Origin of the sequence: Flagellimonas ulvae, assembly GCF_049333175.1 — a bacterium.
Lineage (GTDB): Bacteria > Bacteroidota > Bacteroidia > Flavobacteriales > Flavobacteriaceae > Flagellimonas.
This window is the reverse complement of sequence record NZ_CP186325.1, coordinates 1,921,790-1,940,000: the sequence shown is the minus strand read 5'-3', so window position 1 is coordinate 1,940,000 and position 18,211 is coordinate 1,921,790. Positions and strand designations below refer to the sequence as shown.

The 18,211-nt window shown below is 38.8% G+C and carries 12 protein-coding genes and 1 tRNA gene (1 of these 13 only partly in view); 10 read left to right on the top strand and 3 right to left on the bottom strand.

From position 1 onward, the window contains the following. On the top strand, positions 1-1,351 hold the 3' portion of the coding sequence (locus ACOKFD_RS08940; protein ID WP_422860902.1) for a T9SS type A sorting domain-containing protein. It extends 383 nt beyond the left edge of the window; the window shows 1,351 of its 1,734 coding nt (coding positions 384-1,734); its start codon lies beyond the left edge, outside the window; it ends in the stop codon at positions 1,349-1,351. Positions 1,352-1,413: 62 nt separating this feature from the next. Here the strand turns inward: ACOKFD_RS08940 and ACOKFD_RS08935 are convergent, their stop codons facing one another. The 3 genes from ACOKFD_RS08935 to ACOKFD_RS08925 all read right to left on the bottom strand — a co-directional run bounded on the left by ACOKFD_RS08935 (position 1,414) and on the right by ACOKFD_RS08925 (position 8,861). Further along, a complete protein-coding gene (locus ACOKFD_RS08935) occupies positions 1,414-2,880 on the bottom strand; it encodes a glutamate synthase subunit beta (RefSeq protein WP_422860901.1) in 1,467 nt (488 codons plus the stop codon). A 7-nt stretch (positions 2,881-2,887) separates the two neighbouring features. Then, positions 2,888-7,393, bottom strand: coding sequence for a glutamate synthase large subunit (gene gltB / locus ACOKFD_RS08930; protein ID WP_422860900.1), 4,506 nt, complete (start codon positions 7,391-7,393; stop codon positions 2,888-2,890). Positions 7,394-7,718: 325 nt separating this feature from the next. Beyond that, positions 7,719-8,861 (bottom strand): acyl-CoA dehydrogenase family protein, encoded by a 1,143-nt coding sequence (locus ACOKFD_RS08925; RefSeq protein WP_422860899.1) that lies wholly within the window; start codon positions 8,859-8,861, stop codon positions 7,719-7,721. 237 nt (positions 8,862-9,098) lie between these two features. Between ACOKFD_RS08925 and nhaD the strand changes: the two genes are divergently transcribed. The 9 genes from nhaD to ACOKFD_RS08880 all read left to right on the top strand — a co-directional run bounded on the left by nhaD (position 9,099) and on the right by ACOKFD_RS08880 (position 18,204). Continuing rightward, complete coding sequence (nhaD, locus tag ACOKFD_RS08920) at positions 9,099-10,484, top strand: sodium:proton antiporter NhaD (protein WP_299000201.1); 1,386 nt, start codon at positions 9,099-9,101, stop codon at positions 10,482-10,484. Positions 10,485-10,543: 59 nt separating this feature from the next. Beyond that, entirely contained in the window at positions 10,544-11,236 is a 693-nt protein-coding gene (locus ACOKFD_RS08915; RefSeq protein ID WP_422860898.1) for a MotA/TolQ/ExbB proton channel family protein, read from the top strand. A gap of 14 nt (positions 11,237-11,250) precedes the next feature. Then, entirely contained in the window at positions 11,251-11,637 is a 387-nt protein-coding gene (locus tag ACOKFD_RS08910) for an ExbD/TolR family protein (protein WP_112377411.1), read from the top strand. After that, positions 11,637-12,515 carry an energy transducer TonB gene (locus ACOKFD_RS08905; protein WP_422860897.1) on the top strand — a complete coding sequence of 293 codons (879 nt, stop codon included), beginning with the start codon at positions 11,637-11,639 and terminating at the stop codon, positions 12,513-12,515. Before ACOKFD_RS08910 ends, ACOKFD_RS08905 begins: the two co-directional genes overlap by 1 nt. 3 nt (positions 12,516-12,518) lie before the next feature. After that, positions 12,519-13,730, top strand: a complete 1,212-nt coding sequence (locus tag ACOKFD_RS08900; RefSeq protein ID WP_422860896.1) for a bifunctional folylpolyglutamate synthase/dihydrofolate synthase — start codon at positions 12,519-12,521, stop codon at positions 13,728-13,730. Between the two features lie 70 nt (positions 13,731-13,800). Next, a tRNA-Val gene (locus ACOKFD_RS08895) sits at positions 13,801-13,875 on the top strand. Positions 13,876-14,421: 546 nt separating this feature from the next. Then, complete coding sequence (locus ACOKFD_RS08890; RefSeq protein WP_422860895.1) at positions 14,422-15,414, top strand: helix-turn-helix domain-containing protein; 993 nt, start codon at positions 14,422-14,424, stop codon at positions 15,412-15,414. A gap of 1 nt (position 15,415) precedes the next feature. After that, complete coding sequence (locus ACOKFD_RS08885) at positions 15,416-16,441, top strand: helix-turn-helix domain-containing protein (protein ID WP_422860894.1); 1,026 nt, start codon at positions 15,416-15,418, stop codon at positions 16,439-16,441. Between the two features lie 257 nt (positions 16,442-16,698). Beyond that, positions 16,699-18,204, top strand: coding sequence for a serine hydrolase domain-containing protein (locus ACOKFD_RS08880; protein ID WP_422860893.1), 1,506 nt, complete (start codon positions 16,699-16,701; stop codon positions 18,202-18,204). Positions 18,205-18,211: the final 7 nt, after the last annotated feature.

The following is an 18,211-nucleotide window of genomic DNA, read 5'->3' as shown; positions in this document are numbered from 1 at the left end:
TGTTTTAAGTGCTTTATCTACAGATGTTGAAATTGACCATATTGAAGTAGCCTCGGCCGGTTTTGCCGGTTTAATGGCTAAAACTGATCCAGATTGCAATAAATCTGAAACATGGAGATCTAATGGTTTCATAATGAAAAATCTTAACATTCACGATAATTACATTCATGATACCGGAGGAGAGGGAATGTATATTGGTTTTACCATAGGATATAAACTAGATGACGGAAGAAATTGCAGTGGTACTATGGTATACGGCCATTGGCTAGAAAATATTGAAATATATGACAATGTAGTTGAGAATACTGGCTGGGATGCCATTCAAGTCAATTTAACACGAGAGGATGGTAAGATTCATGATAACACAATCTACAACTATGGAACCGATGGTAGATGGGGGCAGGCTTTTGCTATGAGTTTAGGTGGTGGCACTTATGATGTTTATAATAACTTCATTGAAAATGGGCCCTTGGAAAAAGGCTGGGGAATGCAGATTATTAATGGAGAGAGTGGTACTAAAGTTTATAACAATGTATTTGTCAAGCCCAAAATGCATGGTATCTTTTTACATAATCGACATGAGTTTGAAGATACTTCTGAAGGATATTATATAGCAAACAATACCATTATTGAACCTGAGCGTGCTGGAGTTCATTACAATACTACTGTCTTGCATCCAGTTGACCCGGCGGACCTCTATAGAAATCAGAGTGAAGTGCCATCCTATTTTGTTAATAATCTAGTGGTAGACCCGGGATATGATTTTGAAGGTGGAAATACTTGGAAACAAAATCAGGAGAGTTATTTTGACTTTAACGAGCGTAACACCCGAGATAGTGTGTTGACCAATATCTATACAAACATAATGACACGTCAAATAGATACCTTGGGCTTAACAGATACGGCTAACCTTGATTATAGCCCAAGTTCATCATCCTCATCAGTAGTGGACCAAGGGTCTAATCTAACTAGTTGGGGAGTCACTTTTGACATGGATAACACAGCGAGACCATCTGGTTCAAATTTTGATATTGGAGCTTATGAGTTTTTATCAAGTACACCTTTACAGGCCACTATTCCGGACGATATTGAGTTGTTCGATGTATTGTCAAATGAAGAAGAAATAAAAACCTTGTTCTATCCCAATCCAACAAGTTCTACTTTCCGTCTAGAAAATGCGAACTATGACAAGGTACAAATGCAACTGATTTCCTTAAATGGTAAGATGGTCTATAGTGGCCCTTACACCATAGGTAACTCTTTTAATGTAGAAGAGTTTAGGTCCGGACTATACTTCTTGAAAATAATAACCCCTCAAAACACTGAAGTTCATCGCTTGGTTATACGTTGAGGATTGATAAATGAAGATGCAAAACTCCCTTTAGATCAAAGGGAGTTTTTTGTTTAAATCATCTATACCCTTGGTAAATCCCCTTCTCCTTTTAAAGGTAAATGGGAAGTTCCCATTAAATAGGCGTCTACATGATGTGCTGCCTGGCGCCCTTCGGAAATTGCCCAGACAATAAGCGATTGTCCTCTACGCTGATCACCTGCAACAAATACCCCTTGAACATTGGTTTTGTAATCTTGGGGAGAAGCTTGAATATTGGTTCTTGCATCCATTTTAAGTCCCAACTGTTCTGCTATTATAGTTTCAGAACCTGTGAAGCCTAAGGCAAGCAATGCTAAATCACAATCCCATTCTTTTTCTGTTCCTTCTATTTCCTTTAATTGTGGCCTTTTTCCGGGGACTCTTAGCCATTCCACTTCTACCGTAATTAGGCTTCTTAGATTCCCCTCGTCATCGCCAACGAATTTTTTTGTTGCTATACTAAAAACACGTTCCGCTCCTTCTTTATGAGAAGAACTGGTGCGCAGTCGCATGGGCCAAAAAGGCCAAGGTTGCTCCTCTGGCCTATCCAAAGTGGCCTTGGGCATGATTTCAAAATTGGTAACGCCTTGGGCTCCATGCCGTATGGAAGTTCCAATGCAATCAGATCCTGTATCTCCTCCACCGATTACGATTACTTGTTTGCCTTCTGCAGAAAGATTTTCCCCATCAAATGGAATTCCATCGACTTTTCTGTTGTTTTGAGGTAAAAAATCCATGGCTTGGACAACTCCTTTCAAATCCGAACCAGGAATTGGAAGTTGGCGCCTTACAGTGGCTCCACCACATAGTACAATTGCGTCATACACAAGTTTAAGGTCTTTGGCAAGGACATCAACTCCAACGTTGACTCCAGTTTTAAAAACTATTCCTTCCTTTTCCATAATCTCCAAACGTCGGTCTATGATATGCTTTTCCATTTTAAAATCAGGAATACCATACCGTAGCAACCCTCCAACTTTTTCATCCCTCTCTAAAACAGTAACATTATGCCCAGCTCGATTTAATTGCTGAGCAGTGGCCAATCCGGCCGGGCCAGAACCTACAACAACAACTTTTTTGCCTGTTCTTTTATTTGGTAAAACGGGTTTGATCCATCCTTTATCAAATGCAGTTTCTACAATGTTCTTTTCAATATTCTCAATGGATACGGGGTCTTCATTAATTCCCAAAACACATGCTTCTTCACAAGGTGCCGGACACAATCTTCCCGTGAATTCAGGGAAATTGTTGGTGGAATGAAGAATTTCAGCTGCTTTCTTCCATTTTCCACGATACACCGCATCATTAAAATCTGGAATAAGATTTCCCAAAGGACATCCACTGTGACAAAATGGGATACCGCAATCCATACATCTCGCCCCTTGTTTTTTAATTTCACTTTCCTTCAAGGGTTGAGTGAATTCCTTATAGTTTTTTATACGCTCCTTGACAGGGGTGTAGGATTCCACCTTTCTGTCAAATTCCATGAATCCTGTTATTTTTCCCATGATAAAATTATAAGGTTTGCATTTTTTCTTGTTCCAAACGAATTAACGCCTGTCGGTATTCTTCTGGGAATACTTTGATAAACTTAGGTAAGGAACTCTCCCAGTTTTCCAATACATGTTGGGCTATTGGACTTAGTGTTGCATTGTAATGATTTTCAATAAGCTGCCTTAGCTCTTGAATATCGTTTTCTTCTTCTACTGAAAGGAGATTCAAAGCTTCTGCATTACATCTTTTTCTGAATGAATTGTCAACATCATAGATATAGGCAATACCGCCGCTCATTCCTGCACCAAAGTTTCTGCCTACAGACCCTAGAATAACGGCAACTCCGCCGGTCATGTACTCACAACCATGATCTCCAATACCTTCTACAACCGCTTTTGCCCCAGAATTTCTAACGCAAAACCGTTCACCAGCTTTACCATTAATGTAGGCTTCCCCGGAAGTCGCACCATAAAGTGTTACGTTGCCAGTTATGATGTTTTCCTCAGGTTGTAGGGTGGATTTATAGGGGACTTTGATTATCAGCCTCGCTCCAGAAAGCCCTTTGCCCAGGTAATCATTGGTGTTTCCGTTTACTATCATGGTTAGGCCTTTAGTGGCAAACGCACCAAAACTTTGCCCTGCGGAGCCTGTAAAATTCAACTTCAAGGTGTTTTCCGGAAGTCCGTCTGCCCCATAGATTTTGGATATTTCATTGCTGATGATGGCACCCACTGCTCTATCCGTATTGTGAATTGGAAAATCTAACGTCGTTTTTTCCTTTCTGAACAAGGCAGGATGCGCTTTGGCAATTATATCAAACTCCATGGAATGATTTACGGCATGTTCTTGTTTTTCAGTATTGTAGAGTTTTGTACCTTCTGGAACATCTATTTGATAGAGAATGGGACTTAAATCAATACCAGAAGCTTTGTAATGTTCAATAGCTTTCTTTCTGTCCAATTTTTGTACTTGTCCCACCATTTCATCGACTGTGCGAAAACCTAGCTTGGCCATAATTTCTCGCAGTTCTTGCGCAACGAAGTACATATAATTGACAACATGTTCTGGTTTTCCTTTGAATTTTTTGCGTAGTTCAGGGTTTTGTGTAGCTATTCCTACAGGACAAGTATTCAAGTGACAAACGCGCATCATAACACAACCTGAGGCTACTAATGGAGCAGTTGCAAATCCAAACTCTTCCGCACCCAATAGGCAGGCTATGGCCACATCCCTTCCTGTTTTTAACTGACCGTCACATTCCAATACAATACGGTTGCGCAAATCGTTGAGTACCAAAGTTTGTTGAGCTTCGGCAATTCCCAATTCCCAAGGCAGTCCGGCATGTTTTAGCGAGGTTAAGGGAGAAGCCCCTGTTCCTCCATCAAAACCTGATATCAAAATTACATCGGCTTTGGCTTTGGAAACTCCGGCTGCAACCGTTCCCACACCTACCTCAGAAACTAGTTTGACATTGACACGTGCCTCGCGGTTAGCTGATTTCAAATCATAAATCAGCTGCGATAAGTCTTCAATGGAATAGATGTCGTGATGGGGTGGTGGAGAAATTAACCCAACATAAGGGGTTGAATTTCTGGTTTTGGCAATTGCCGGGTTTACTTTTGGTCCAGGTAGTTGCCCTCCTTCACCGGGTTTGGCCCCTTGGGCCATTTTTATTTGGATTTCCTGTGCATTTGTTAGGTAATTCGAGGTAACTCCAAACCTACCAGAAGCTACCTGTTTTATAGCGCTGTTTTTCCAGTCTCCGGATTGATTTTTATAAAACCGAGCAGAATCTTCGCCACCTTCACCGGAATTACTCTTTCCGCCAATTCTATTCATGGCAATCGCCAGGTTTTCATGTGCCTCTTTGCTGATACTTCCATAAGACATGGCCCCGGTTTTGAAGCGTTTTACAATTTCTGTCCATGGTTCCACTTCTTCTATAGGAATAGGATCATAGTTTGAAAACTCAAACAATCCGCGAATGGTCATCAGGTTTTTGGATTGCTCATTGACCAATTCTGAATATTCCTTATAAGTTCCCGGTTCGTTGTTTCGAACTGCTTTCTGGAGTTTGGCTACACTAAGAGGGTTGAACATATGTTTTTCCCCGTCTCTTCTCCAACGATACTCTCCACCTATTTCTAAATCTAGATTTGCTGCCAAATCTTGTTTCTTGAAAGCTTTTGTGTGCCTTTTTGCAACTTCTTTTTCTATTTCATATAAACCTATACCCTGAATTCGGGTAGGGGTGTTGGGGAAGTATTTTTCTACCACCTGGGTATTTATGCCAATACATTCGAATAATTGTGAACCTCTATAGGAGTTTAAAGTTGAAATTCCAATTTTGTTCATCACCTTAAGAATACCTTTGCCAATGGCTTTATTATAATTCTTAATGGCTTTGTCAAAGGTGTATTCTGTAATGTCGTTTTCCTGAATTTGTTGCCCGATGATTTCATTAACCAAATAAGGGTTAATAGCACTTGCTCCAAACCCAAATAGCAAGGCAAAATGATGGACCTCCCTTGGTTCTGCGGATTCAACGATAATACTCAACTTGGAACGTTTGCCCATTTTGCGTAAACCACTGTTCACAAAAGAGCAAGCCAACAAGGAAGGAATGGCTGCCATTTCCGTACTGATCATTCTATCGGACAATATAATGATGTTGGTTCCTTGGTCAATGGCGGAAGAAGCTTGCTGTAAAACAGAATCCAAGGCTTCCTCCAATCCATTATGCCCTTTGTTTACCTCATACAGAATGGATATTGAAACTACTTTATAGTCCGGACTACTATCATAATTCTTGATTTTATCCAAATCTTCTTTAGAGATAACAGGGTTCTGGATTTTTAATTTTCGACAATGTTGTTCTGAAAAATCAAAAATATTATGATCACTGCCCAGGGTAAGACTGATATCCGTAATCAACTCCTCCCGAATTCCATCCAAAGGAGGATTGGTTACCTGGGCAAAAAGTTGTTTGAAGTAGTTGTATATAAGTTGTGGCCTTTCGGAAAGTACGGCAATGGGCGTATCCGACCCCATGGAGCCGATTGGTTCTTTTCCATTTTTTGCCATAGGTAAAATAATGGTATTGATATCCTCAAGGGTATATCCAAATGCAGAAGTACGTGTTTCTAATGGAAATTCACCATAAAATACAGGGCAGTCATTATACGGTATGTCCTTTAAGTGCACTAGATTATCCTTCAGCCATTTTTTATACGGATGCTTTTTTGCGATGGATTCCTTGATTTCTTCGTCATTTATTATCCTACCTTCTTCCATATTGACCAAGAACATTTTTCCAGGCTCCAATCGACCATGAAATTCTATATCCTCAGGTTCCAAATCGACCACACCGGTTTCGGAGGACATGATTACATATCCTTTTTTAGTCACCGAATAGCGTGAGGGACGTAGACCATTTCTATCCAAAACAGCACCAATATAGTTTCCATCGGTGAAAGGAATCGAAGCTGGGCCATCCCAAGGTTCCATCAAGCAAGAATTATATTCGTAGAAAGCCTTTTTGGTTTCGGACATTTCTTCGTTCTTCTCCCAAGCTTCAGGTACTAGCATCATCATCACTTCAGGTAAGGAACGCCCTGTCATCAAAAGCAGTTCCACTACCATATCCATACTTGCTGAATCTGATTTTCCGAGAAGCACAATGGGCAGCACTTTTTTGATATCTTCACCAAACCAATCACTTTGCATAAGCTCTTCCCTAGACCTCATACGGGAAACGTTTCCACGTAGTGTGTTGATTTCCCCATTATGACACATATACCGAAAGGGTTGGGCCAAATCCCATGTAGGGAATGTGTTTGTGGAAAAGCGTTGATGTACAAGGGACAATCTTGTAACCACTCTAGGGTCCAGCAAGTCTTCATAATATTTACTTATGTCATGGGGGACCAATAGCCCCTTAAAGATGATAATCTTTGTAGAAAGACTGGGCAAGTAAAAAAACTGTGATTGGGACAGTTTACTTTCTATAATGGTGTGTTCTGTTACCTTTCTTGCAATGAACAGCTTTAGGTTAAACTGAAAATCATCTAAAGCATCGCCTTTGGCAACAAATACTTGTTTTACATAAGGTTCGGTCTCTTTTGCAATTCTTCCGGGTACGGAACGATTTACTGGAACATCACGCCAACCCAATAACTTTAGTCCTTGTTCCTCTAAATGATTTTCAAAGGTGCCAATGCAGAAGTTCCGTTGATTTTCTTTTTGTGGTAAAAAGACATTGCCCACTGCATATTCTCCAGGTTCTGGAAGTTCAAACTTACATACTTCAGTAAAAAAATCATGTGGGATATCAATAAGGATTCCAGCTCCATCACCCGTTTTGCCATCAGCACTAACCGCGCCTCTGTGCTCTAGCTTATCCAAAATCTCCAACGCTTTGTGAATAATATCGTTGGATTTTCTTCCCTTTAAGCTACATATAAAACCTGCTCCACAATTGTCATGCTCAAATTCTGGCAGGTATAATCCTTGTTTTTCCAATCTCATCTTTGCGACATTTCTTCAAAAATATCATTTGGAATGAGATAATATCAGTGTTTATACAAAATGTATATAAAATATATAGGTATTGAATTAAATTGTTAAAAATAACGAAATACCTAAAAAAGAGAGATGTTAAATTATCATTATCTCAAAACCGAGTGGTGCAAACAAAGCGGACCCAATAAAAAAAGGGGGTTAGTAAAATGAGAATAAAGTAAAAACTTTTTTACCCTTAAAAAAAGAAGGTGTGCTTATAAAAATGTATGATTACAAAAAGATGCCCCCTATTTTTTGACGGTTAAATGTTTCTTTAAAAATCAGGTTTATCCTAATCTCTAAGAACGCTTCTAGAAATCACAATTTTCTGGATTTCTGAGGTGCCCTCGTAAATTTGGGTGATTTTGGCATCTCGCATGAGGCGCTCCACATGATAATCTTTTACAAAACCATTACCTCCATGCACTTGAACAGCTTCCACTGCTGTTTCCATAGCTACTTCAGAGGCATATAGTTTGGCCATTGCTCCAGACAAATCATAATTGTTGCCATTATCCTTGTCCCATGCTGATTTGTAAACCAAGTGTCTTGCGGCTTCAATTTTGGTATGCATGTCCGCTAACTTAAAAGCAATAGCTTGATGATTGCTGATTTCCGTTCCGAACGCTTTTCTTTCTTTTGAATATTTTTTGGCAAGCTCATATGCTCCAGCGGCAATTCCCAAGGCTTGTGCTGCAATACCAATTCTTCCTCCAGCCAAGGTTTTCATGGCAAATTTAAAACCAAAACCATCTTCTCCTATCCGGTTTTCCTTTGGTACTTTGACGTCGTTGAAAATCAAGGAATGCGTGTCACTTCCCCGAATTCCTAACTTATTTTCTTTTGGGCCTATTTCAAAACCTTCCATCCCCTTTTCAACAATAAAGGCATTGATTCCTTTGTGCCCTTTTTCGATGTCGGTTTGTGCTATAACAAGGTAAACTTCGGCCGAGTTTCCATTGGTGATCCAGTTCTTGGTACCATTTAATATATAATGGTCCCCTTTGTCGAAAGCAGTGGTTTTTTGGGAGGTTGCGTCACTTCCAGCTTCTGGTTCCGATAAACAAAAAGCACCTATAGCCTCACCTGTTGTCAATCTAGATAAATATTTTTCTTTTTGAGCTTCGGTTCCGTAGGTTTCCAACCCCCAACATACGAGTGAGTTGTTCACAGAAACCACTACAGATGCCGAGGCGTCAATTTTGGATAACTCTTCCATAACCAAAACATAGGAAAGGGTGTCCATTCCGCTTCCTCCATATTTTTCTCCAACCATCATACCCATAAAACCGAGCTCTCCCATTTTTTTTACCTGTTCGCCGGGAAACTCTTGTGCTTCATCACGTTCAATAACTCCTGGTAGCAATTCATTTTCTGCAAAATCTTTGGCAGCTTGCTGTATCATCAAATGTTCTTCAGAAAGAGAGAAATCCATAATATTGAAAAATAGTTAAAAAAGGATTGCAAATATAATGTTTAGATAGGGAATTTCTAAAAGAATGGACATATAATTGAGAATGGTTTAAAGGATGATTCTAAGGGTAAGCGACTCTGCGTTCGCTTGATTTCTATTTTTCTGCGATGAAGATTATGTGGGCAAACTCATTTTGAATATCTTTAGCAAACTAGACTTAGTACTGTAGACTTAACAACAAAATAAACCAACTGACCTATGGAAACCTTACTGATAGTCATTTTTGTTCTTGGATATCTTGCCATCACTTTAGAACATAACCTTAAAATTGATAAGCTTATTCCAGCTTTGGCCATGATGGCCATTTTATGGGCTTTGATGGCGTTTGGCATCGATGGGTTTACATCTTGGTTTGATTCTGGAAAACATGCTTTGCTCGATAATTTCGGAGCATTGGGGCATGAAGATAAGATGCACTTATTGGAAGAAACCTTGCTCCATCATTTGGGAAAGACTTCTGAGATATTGGTCTTCCTTTTAGGAGCTATGACCATTGTTGAAATTATCGATTACTTTGATGGTTTTGCTACTATTAAAACTTTTATCAAAACACGTAGTAAGAAAAAAATACTATGGATTTTTGCTTTTTTGGCGTTTATCCTTTCGGCTATAATAGATAATCTTACAGCAACTATTGTATTGATTTCCATTTTACAAAAAATTGTTGCAGATAGAAATTCCAGACTTTGGTACGCTGGTTTAATTGTTATTGCAGCGAATGCTGGAGGAGCTTGGTCTCCTATTGGGGATGTAACGACAACCATGCTTTGGATAGGAAATAAGGTGTCCACCGGTAAATTGATTAGTTACCTTTTGATACCCTCACTAATTTGTATGTTGGTACCAACTTTTATTGCTTCTTTCTTGTCTCCTTTTAAAGGAGAAATTGATGTGGAAGAATCAGGACCATCAAAATCAAAGTTTGGTGCAAGAATGCTTTACCTAGGGTTAGGGGCCATTGTTTTTGTACCTATCTTTAAAACTGTTACGCATTTGCCACCTTACGTTGGTATGATGCTCTCACTGGCCGTAGTAGCTACCTTTGCAGAGATATATAGTCAAACAAAAATTTCTATTTCTTCCGTAAATCAAGAAAGTGATGCCAGTTCTCACCATAGTCCTGTTCATAGTGCTTTAACTAAAATTGAATTGCCCAGCATCCTTTTCTTTCTAGGTATTTTAATGGCGGTTGCCGCTCTGGAATCTCTGGGTCTACTGTTCAATTTTGCGGAGGGCTTAAAACAAGGTATTGGGTTGTTAGGAACTGAATTGGATGGTACCGAAGTTTCTGATTTGGTTGTGATAATTCTTGGTGTGGGTTCCGCAGTTATTGATAATGTACCTTTGGTCGCTGCCAGTTTGGGAATGTTCTCTGAGCCATTGGATAATCCCCTTTGGCATTTTATCGCGTATTCCGCGGGAACTGGGGGTAGTATGCTAATTATTGGCTCTGCCGCGGGTGTTGTGGCTATGGGTATGGAAAAAATTGACTTCTTTTGGTACCTAAAAAAGATAGCATGGCTAGCACTTATTGGTTTCATTGCTGGTGCCATTGGTTTTATTGTAATGCGATTTTTCCTTTAAAGAGATACTTTAACAAAAAAATCTCCGTTATTATTGCAACTTAAAATTGGGGATTTTATATGAATTTGTATCAAGAACTGGAAACAGCAGCAGAACTTGCTGAAGCTGTTTCAGAGGAAAAGACACTTTCCGTAATTGATTTAATTGTAAACGGTGGTACAGGAAGTATTGTAATTATCATGGTACTTTTTGTGCTGTTGTTCGTTGCGCTCTATATTTATTTTGAACGCATTTTTGCTATTAAGGCAGCTTCCAAAATCGATAAAAATTTCATGAACCAAATTCGGGATCATGTGATGAGCGGTAAACTGGAAGCAGCTAAACTTCTTTGTGCCCAAACGGATTCTCCTGTGGCTCGGCTTACCGAAAAAGGAGTGGCCCGTATAGGCAAACCTCTTGATGACATCAATACAGCTATTGAAAATGCAGGAACACTAGAGGTTTATAAATTGGAGAAAAATGTAAGCGTTTTGGCTACAGTTGCCGGAGCGGCGCCAATGATTGGTTTCTTAGGGACGGTTATTGGTATGATTTTGGCATTCCATGAAATGGCTTCAAGTGGTGGGCAGGCGGAGATGGGATCACTGGCTTCGGGAATTTATACTGCCATGACTACCACGGTTGCCGGTTTGGTAGTGGGTATTATTGCATATATTGGATATAACCACCTGGTCAATAGAACAGACAAAGTGGTTCACAAGATGGAAGCTAATGCCGTAGAGTTTTTGGATCTATTAAATGAACCTATTTAGAAGAAGGCTTCGGTATGAAACTAAAGGGAAGAAATAAGGTAAGTCCAGAGTTTAGCATGTCATCCATGACAGATATTGTATTTCTGTTGTTGGTCTTTTTTATGCTGACCTCCAATGCACCAAATGCATTGGACCTTTTGCTGCCCAAAGCCAAAGGTAAATCGACAAATACTCAAAATGTTTCAGTGACTATCAACAAGAACTTGGAATATTTTGTGAACAATGAGCGGATTAACGAGGAATACATTGAAATTGAATTAAAAAAAGCACTGGAAGGGCAAGAGAAGCCTACCATCATTCTAAGGGCTGAGGAAAGCGTTGCTATCAAAGAAGCGGTTAACGTTATGGACATTGCCAATAGAAACAGTTATAAGGTTATCTTGGCAGTGCGACCCAAGTAATGCCATTTTTAGACACGAGACACAAGAAAAAATCTTTCACACTTACTACGCTTTTACTGAGCGCTTTATTATTGCTACTGTTTTATATTGGACTGACCTATTTGGACCCTCCCATTGAAAATGGAATAGCGATTAATTTTGGTACTACCGACTTTGGTTCAGGTAAAGTGCAGCCCAAAGAAAAAGTTAGGCAAGAACCTATGCAGGTTCAACCCGAACCAGTTCAAGAAACTCCTCCACCCTCAGAACCTCAACAAGCTGCACCAAATGAACCCGTGGAAGAAGTATTGACAAGCAATGATGAAGAAACCATAAAGATTAATCAGCAAAAGGAAGCTAAAAGAAAAGCTGAAGAAATTGCAAAAAAGAAAAAGGCGGAGGCTGAACGTATTGCCAGTGAAAAAAAGGCGGCCGAAGAACGAAAAAGAAGGGAACAAGAGAACAAAAAGAAAAACTTGGATGCTTTGATTGGTGGGATAGGAAAATCAGATGGAACAACAACAGGAAGCGAAGGGGATGATTCTAGACAAGGGGATAAAGGAAACCCCGCTGGAAATCCTTATGCAACCAGCTATTATGGAGCACCGGGAAGCGGAAGCGGTACCGGAGGGTATGGACTCAATGGTCGTTCTTTAGTAGGCAAAGGAGCTGTTCGTCAAGAATGTAATGAAGACGGGCGCGTGGTAGTTCGTATTGTAGTGGACCGAAATGGCAAAGTGATTCAAGCCACACCTGGGGTTCAGGGGAGTACCAATACAGCTCCTTGTCTTTTGGAGCCAGCAAAAAAAACAGCATTATCCTACAGATGGAATTTGGATTCGAAAGCCCCATCCAAACAAACAGGTTTCATAGTGGTTAACTTTAAGTTAGGTCAATAAATAATGACTTATAAAGAGACTATTGCCTGGATGTTTGCCCAGCTACCCATGTATCAACAAAAGGGAGCCTCCGCTTTGAAGCATAAGTTGGACAACATCTTAAATTTTAGTCAACACTTAGATTCTCCCCATACACAGTTTAAGAGTATACATGTTGCAGGGACCAATGGCAAAGGTTCTTCCAGCCATATGCTTGCTTCCATTTTACAGGAGGCAGGCTATAAGGTAGGACTGTATACCTCACCGCATTTAAAAGATTTTCGAGAACGTATCCGAATTAACGGTAAACCTCTCCATAAAGACTATGTGACGGATTTTATTTCGGCTAATAAGGACTTTTTGGAATCAAATGCTCTCTCTTTTTTTGAAATGACCGTTGGAATGGCTTTTTCCTTTTTTGCCAAAGAGAATGTGGATATTGCCGTGATAGAAGTAGGTCTAGGAGGTCGATTGGATTCTACCAATATTATTGTTCCGGAAGTCTCTCTCATTACCAATATTGGTTTTGATCATATGGATTTACTGGGGGATACTTTGGAAAAAATCGCTATGGAGAAGGCAGGAATTATTAAAAAAGAGGTTCCTGTGGTGATAAGTGAGAAACAACAGGAGACTACAGGGATTTTTCAAATAATCGCGGCCCAGAAGCAGTCTCCATTATTCTTTGCCCAAGATGAAGGCATTGAATCCTATGACACGGATTTACTGGGAGAATATCAAAAAAAGAATGTGAAAGGCGTAGTGGTTGCTCTTCATCAACTAAAGGGTTTTCAGATTGGCAAAAAGCACATCAAAAAAGGCTTGCTGCGTGTGGTGCAGAACACTGGGTTATTGGGAAGATGGCAGATTCTTGGAAAAAAGCCTAAAACGGTTTGTGATACAGCGCATAATAAAGAAGGCTTGGAAATGGTCCTTAAACAACTCAAAGAACAGAAATATGATAAGTTGCATATTGTTCTTGGGTTTGTTTCTGATAAAAACCTAAACTCCTTATTACCCCTTTTCCCTAAAAAAGCAAACTATTATTTTGTCAAACCTGATATTGCCAGAGGACTTCCTGAAGAGATTCTGCAAAAAAAGGCAAATTTTTTTGGTCTAAAGGGAGAACTACATTCTTCAGCTAAGAATGGATTGAAAGCTGCCAAAAAAAACGCAAACACGTCTGATTTAATCTTTATTGGAGGCAGTACTTTTGTGGTTGCAGAAGTGCTTTAATATTTTAGGTGTTTTCTTTTTGCAAAACAGAAAATGATACTATATTTGCACACCCATTTGGGAAACGAATGGGCGCGTAGCTCAGTTGGTTCAGAGCACCTGGTTTACACCCAGGGGGTCAGGGGTTCGAATCCCTTCGCGCCCACATTCAAGTCTGATTAAAAACAAAACCTTGTACATCTTATTGATTTGCAAGGTTTTTTCTTTTTAAGGTAGTCATTTGGTGATAGTCAATACGGGGTAATTTTGTCTATAATTCATTTAATGAAAATTTCTTGGCAAGTGCTACTAGAAGGTATGACATTATGGGAAAATCTTCTCTCGAATCCCTATCGGTTTGTATAAAAATACCCTTGGCTCTTAGGAGTAGTTCCAATAGATGTGCGGTGTAGTCCCATGGTGTTCAAAATTATTGGTCAAACTAAAGAATTTCAGGAAATCAATAGGTATCCAATAAAAGTTTAGTCTAATCTTTTTATTGCTTTCTGTATTTATGCTACCAAGAGCACAGATTGTAAAGATTTAATACTTTGGTATTAATGGCGGCAAACTGCCCTTAAGGTATATGTTCGCATCTACCGAGTAAGGTAACTAATGATTACTACAAAACCATTAAACAGTGCCCCATTTCCGTTTTCTTTGTAACAATTGGAGTCTTACCTTGTCTGTTGTATCAGAACCAAACGACAAAATGCTGGAAGTATCATATAAAATAAATCATACGGATATTTTGGCCAGGGATATCGCCAATGCCATTGGACAAGAATTCAGTGCACCAATGTTTGAAATATTCAATGATGTAATAGAGGCAAGTGTAGAATTCTATAGACTCAATGAAAATTTATCAGTTCAACTTAGTCAATTTCGACAGAGTCAACCTGTTATTGTGAAACGAATGGGAACGGATAACGAACATCTATTGATATTGGATTTTCATTTGACAGGTACAGCGAGATTAAACGTTACCGATAATAGAATTGAGGGTACAACCAATGGGCTAACCCACGGAGCCTATTTTGCAAATGGCGGTGTGGAATCATTTGCTGTGTTTCCTCCAGGATTTTACAATCAACAATTTCATATTGTATTGGACAAGAATTGGATGGGCAGTTTCTTTTCAGAAGAAATAGCATTTCTTATGGAAAAAATTGAAAAAGCCTCTCCCTTTTTCATGTATGAGCGATTGAACAGTAAAATTACCACGTTATTGTTATCTGTGTTCAGGTCGGACTCTAAGATTAGTTATCGTAGATCATATCTACATGGGAAGACATTAGAACTATTATCGTTGTTTTTTGGTAAACTTCAAAACAGAGGTAAACATTTAGAACTTGGTGTTTCAAACTATGACGATGTTTCGAGATTATTCGACCTAATGGTTTTTGTAGATGGACATTTGGGAGAGAAGTTGAAAGTAAAATACCTAGCTGAAAAAATAGGGTTTAGTGAAAGTAAATTACAAAGCTTGTGCAAAGCAGTGTATGGCAAAAGTCTTTCAAAGGAAATTACAGAACGTAGAATGGTAAAAGCATTGGATTTATTTGAAGAGAATGGTGATTCCATTTCCGCAGTTGGTTACAGGCTGGGTTATACCAATATGAGTCATTTCTCAAATGCTTTTAAGAAAGTACATGGTTTTCTTCCATCTGAATACCTTTTACAAAAACGGGTACCTAATGAATGACGTGTTTTTATTCATTTTTATGCTTATAGGGCTGATCAATGGCCTATTAATAGGCTTTTATTTGCTGTTAAAGAAAACTAACTCAATACGTTTAAAGTGGGTGGCGTTGGCTACAATTCTCTTCTGCCTGACAAAGGCAAAAGAGTTTTTGTTTGTATTTGGTCCAAAATATCATATTCGCACCCCAGTTGAAGATTTCTTTCAATTTGAATGGCTGATTCCACCATTATTAATTTTTTCGGTAAAGAAAGTATTGAGCCCTTCTTACAGAATTAATTATTGGTTACTTCTTCCCGGTTTCGTCTTAGTTTTGGTTATCTCACCGCTCTTTGTTTTAAGAATCTTTCCGCACTACGGATGGTTAAATGCCTATCTGCCTATCATTATCGATAGTACCACTTTTTTATGGTTAATCTTGATTTTTATACGGTATAAAAAAAATATAAGCGTAAAACCTGAAGTTTACACTCCCCTTTATATTTTCACTTTGATATTTGGTGTTCTACTCATGTCACGCATTGCTCAGATAATTTCTATGAGTTATCACGAATGGTGGTTGGCAGGTGGATATAAATGGTGGTTTTTCTTTAGACTTATTTTAACAAGTGCCCTCGTTTATGTACTGTCTTTGGCACTGATATATGTTTATTTCAAAAAGCGAAGACATATTGGTGGTTCGTTTAAAATTAATGATGTCATCGATGAAGCAGTTTTAACACAGATTGAAAAAGACAAGTTCTACTTACGAAACAATATAACCCTCGAAAATGTGGCAACTAGATACGGTGTCAGCTCCAAAGCATTATCTAATGCAATTAGACATTACCGAAATATGGGTTATAACACCTATCTAAATAATCTTCGCATTGATTTTTTCTTACAATCACTAGAAAGTGGAAAATTACGATCGATAACTATTTATGGTCTTGCCGAAGAGGCAGGATTTAACTCTAAGGCAACTTTTATAAGAGCCTTTAAAAAGAGGTTCCAGTTGACCCCATCAGAGTATATAAAGACGCATTTTTAAGTATCAAAATACGTTTTTGAAACCAATTTATTGTATGCAAAATTAATAGTAAAAGATAATGGCAAATATTTGCATTGAGTCAATTCGCTATAAATTGAAACAATGTTAAAATCATTTTTGAAGTTGTTTTTAGTTTAAAATGCATTAATTCAGTAAAATGGATTGAACGCAGAGCTATTTTGGTGTTTTGGGGCATAGACTTGTGCTTTATTGACCATTAAATGACCCATCAAATATTATCATTGTAACCAAATTTTATGATGATTAAAACCAATTCAAAATTTTTATTTTTTTTCACAATCGCATTATTATTTAGTTCATTGGTCTATGCGCAAATAAAACCAGAGCATCCTTTATACAATAAGATTGTAAACGAGGATAGTTTGCTGTTTGACGAGGCTTTTAATAAATGTAATACTGATGTTTTAGATAGTATCATTGCCCTAGATCTAGAGTTTTACAACGACACCAGTGGCGCAAATTATGGTCGTCAGCCCTTTATAGAAAGTATAGAAAAAAATATTTGTGGAAGAAATTACAGTCCAAAGAGAAAGCTTGTTGAAAACAGCTTGGAAATTCACTTGCTTAAAAATTATGGAAACGTCTATGCTGCCCTTCAGAAAGGAAAACACGAATTCTACGCAATAGAAAAAAATAAAAAATCATATCTCACAAGTACTGCCGATTTTACGCATTTATGGTTAAAAACAAGTAATGATTGGCTCTTGAAAAGGATGTTGAGCTATAATCACAAAACATCGAGACAGGTGAGTGAGGTAAGGGAGGGAATAATTCATGACGAGTGTTTTTCACTTGAATCCTTGAGAGAAAAAAATAATATTCCAGCAATGGGAGTCGCCATCCTACAAAACAGCAGATTACAGCGTATCGAAGTGTATGGTGAATTGGAACCTGGAGTACCAGCACCTTACGATGCCATTTTCAATGTGGCCTCCCTTACCAAGCCTATAGTGACTCTGCTTACTTTAAAATTGGTCGAAAATGGTGATTGGGATTTGGACCAACCGTTATATCCGTATTGGACAGACCCAGATATCGCAGGTAATCCCAATAGTAAGAAACTGACCACACGCCATATCCTTTCCCATCAATCGGGCTTTAAGAATTGGAGGTATGAAAATGAATCGGGTCAATTGAAATTCGATTTTGAGCCCGGGGAAGGTTTTCAGTATTCCGGCGAAGGCTTTGAATATTTGAAGAAAGCCTTGAAAGGCAAGTTTGACAAGAAGTTAGAAGTACTTGCTGATTCCCTATTATATCAACCTTTGAAAATGGATGACACCCATTTCTATTGGAATGAGACCATAGACGAAAATCGTTTTGCTAAATGGCACGATAAGGACGGTAACAAAGTGTATGACACCTATAAAAACAAGTCGGCAAGTGCTGCAGATGATGTGTTGACGACCATCGAGGATTATGGTCGTTTTGCCCAGTATATTTTAAATGGTGCGGGCTTATCCCAAGACTTATTTACTGAAATGGTCAGGCAACAGAATGGAAAAGAGCAAAATATCAAAATGGGTTTGGGTTGGGAAATCCTTCCCAACTTAAAAGATGACCAGTATGCATTATTACACACGGGTGGCGACAAGGGCGTGAATACCCTGATTATGCTTTTGCCAAAAACAGGCGAAGGTGTGGTGGTTTTTACCAATTCGGATAACGGTAAAAATGTATTCTTCCCTGTCATTGAAAAGCTATTAAGCTTGGGAAAACAAATAACTGGGAAAGCGCAATGATAGAAAG

What these genes read in the sequence shown, in the direction of transcription:
- ACOKFD_RS08910 (WP_112377411.1), top strand. Translation starts at nt 11,251, where the DNA reads ATGAAACTAAAGGGAAGAAATAAGGTAAGTCCAGAGTTTAGCATGTCA.
- ACOKFD_RS08905 (WP_422860897.1), top strand. Translation starts at nt 11,637, where the DNA reads ATGCCATTTTTAGACACGAGACACAAGAAAAAATCTTTCACACTTACT.
- ACOKFD_RS08925 (WP_422860899.1), bottom strand. Translation starts at nt 8,861, where the DNA reads ATGGATTTCTCTCTTTCTGAAGAACATTTGATGATACAGCAAGCTGCC.
- nhaD (WP_299000201.1), top strand. Translation starts at nt 9,099, where the DNA reads ATGGAAACCTTACTGATAGTCATTTTTGTTCTTGGATATCTTGCCATC.
- ACOKFD_RS08935 (WP_422860901.1), bottom strand. Translation starts at nt 2,880, where the DNA reads ATGGGAAAAATAACAGGATTCATGGAATTTGACAGAAAGGTGGAATCC.
- gltB (WP_422860900.1), bottom strand. Translation starts at nt 7,393, where the DNA reads ATGAGATTGGAAAAACAAGGATTATACCTGCCAGAATTTGAGCATGAC.
- ACOKFD_RS08900 (WP_422860896.1), top strand. Translation starts at nt 12,519, where the DNA reads ATGACTTATAAAGAGACTATTGCCTGGATGTTTGCCCAGCTACCCATG.
- ACOKFD_RS08915 (WP_422860898.1), top strand. Translation starts at nt 10,544, where the DNA reads ATGAATTTGTATCAAGAACTGGAAACAGCAGCAGAACTTGCTGAAGCT.
- ACOKFD_RS08880 (WP_422860893.1), top strand. Translation starts at nt 16,699, where the DNA reads ATGATGATTAAAACCAATTCAAAATTTTTATTTTTTTTCACAATCGCA.
- ACOKFD_RS08890 (WP_422860895.1), top strand. Translation starts at nt 14,422, where the DNA reads ATGCTGGAAGTATCATATAAAATAAATCATACGGATATTTTGGCCAGG.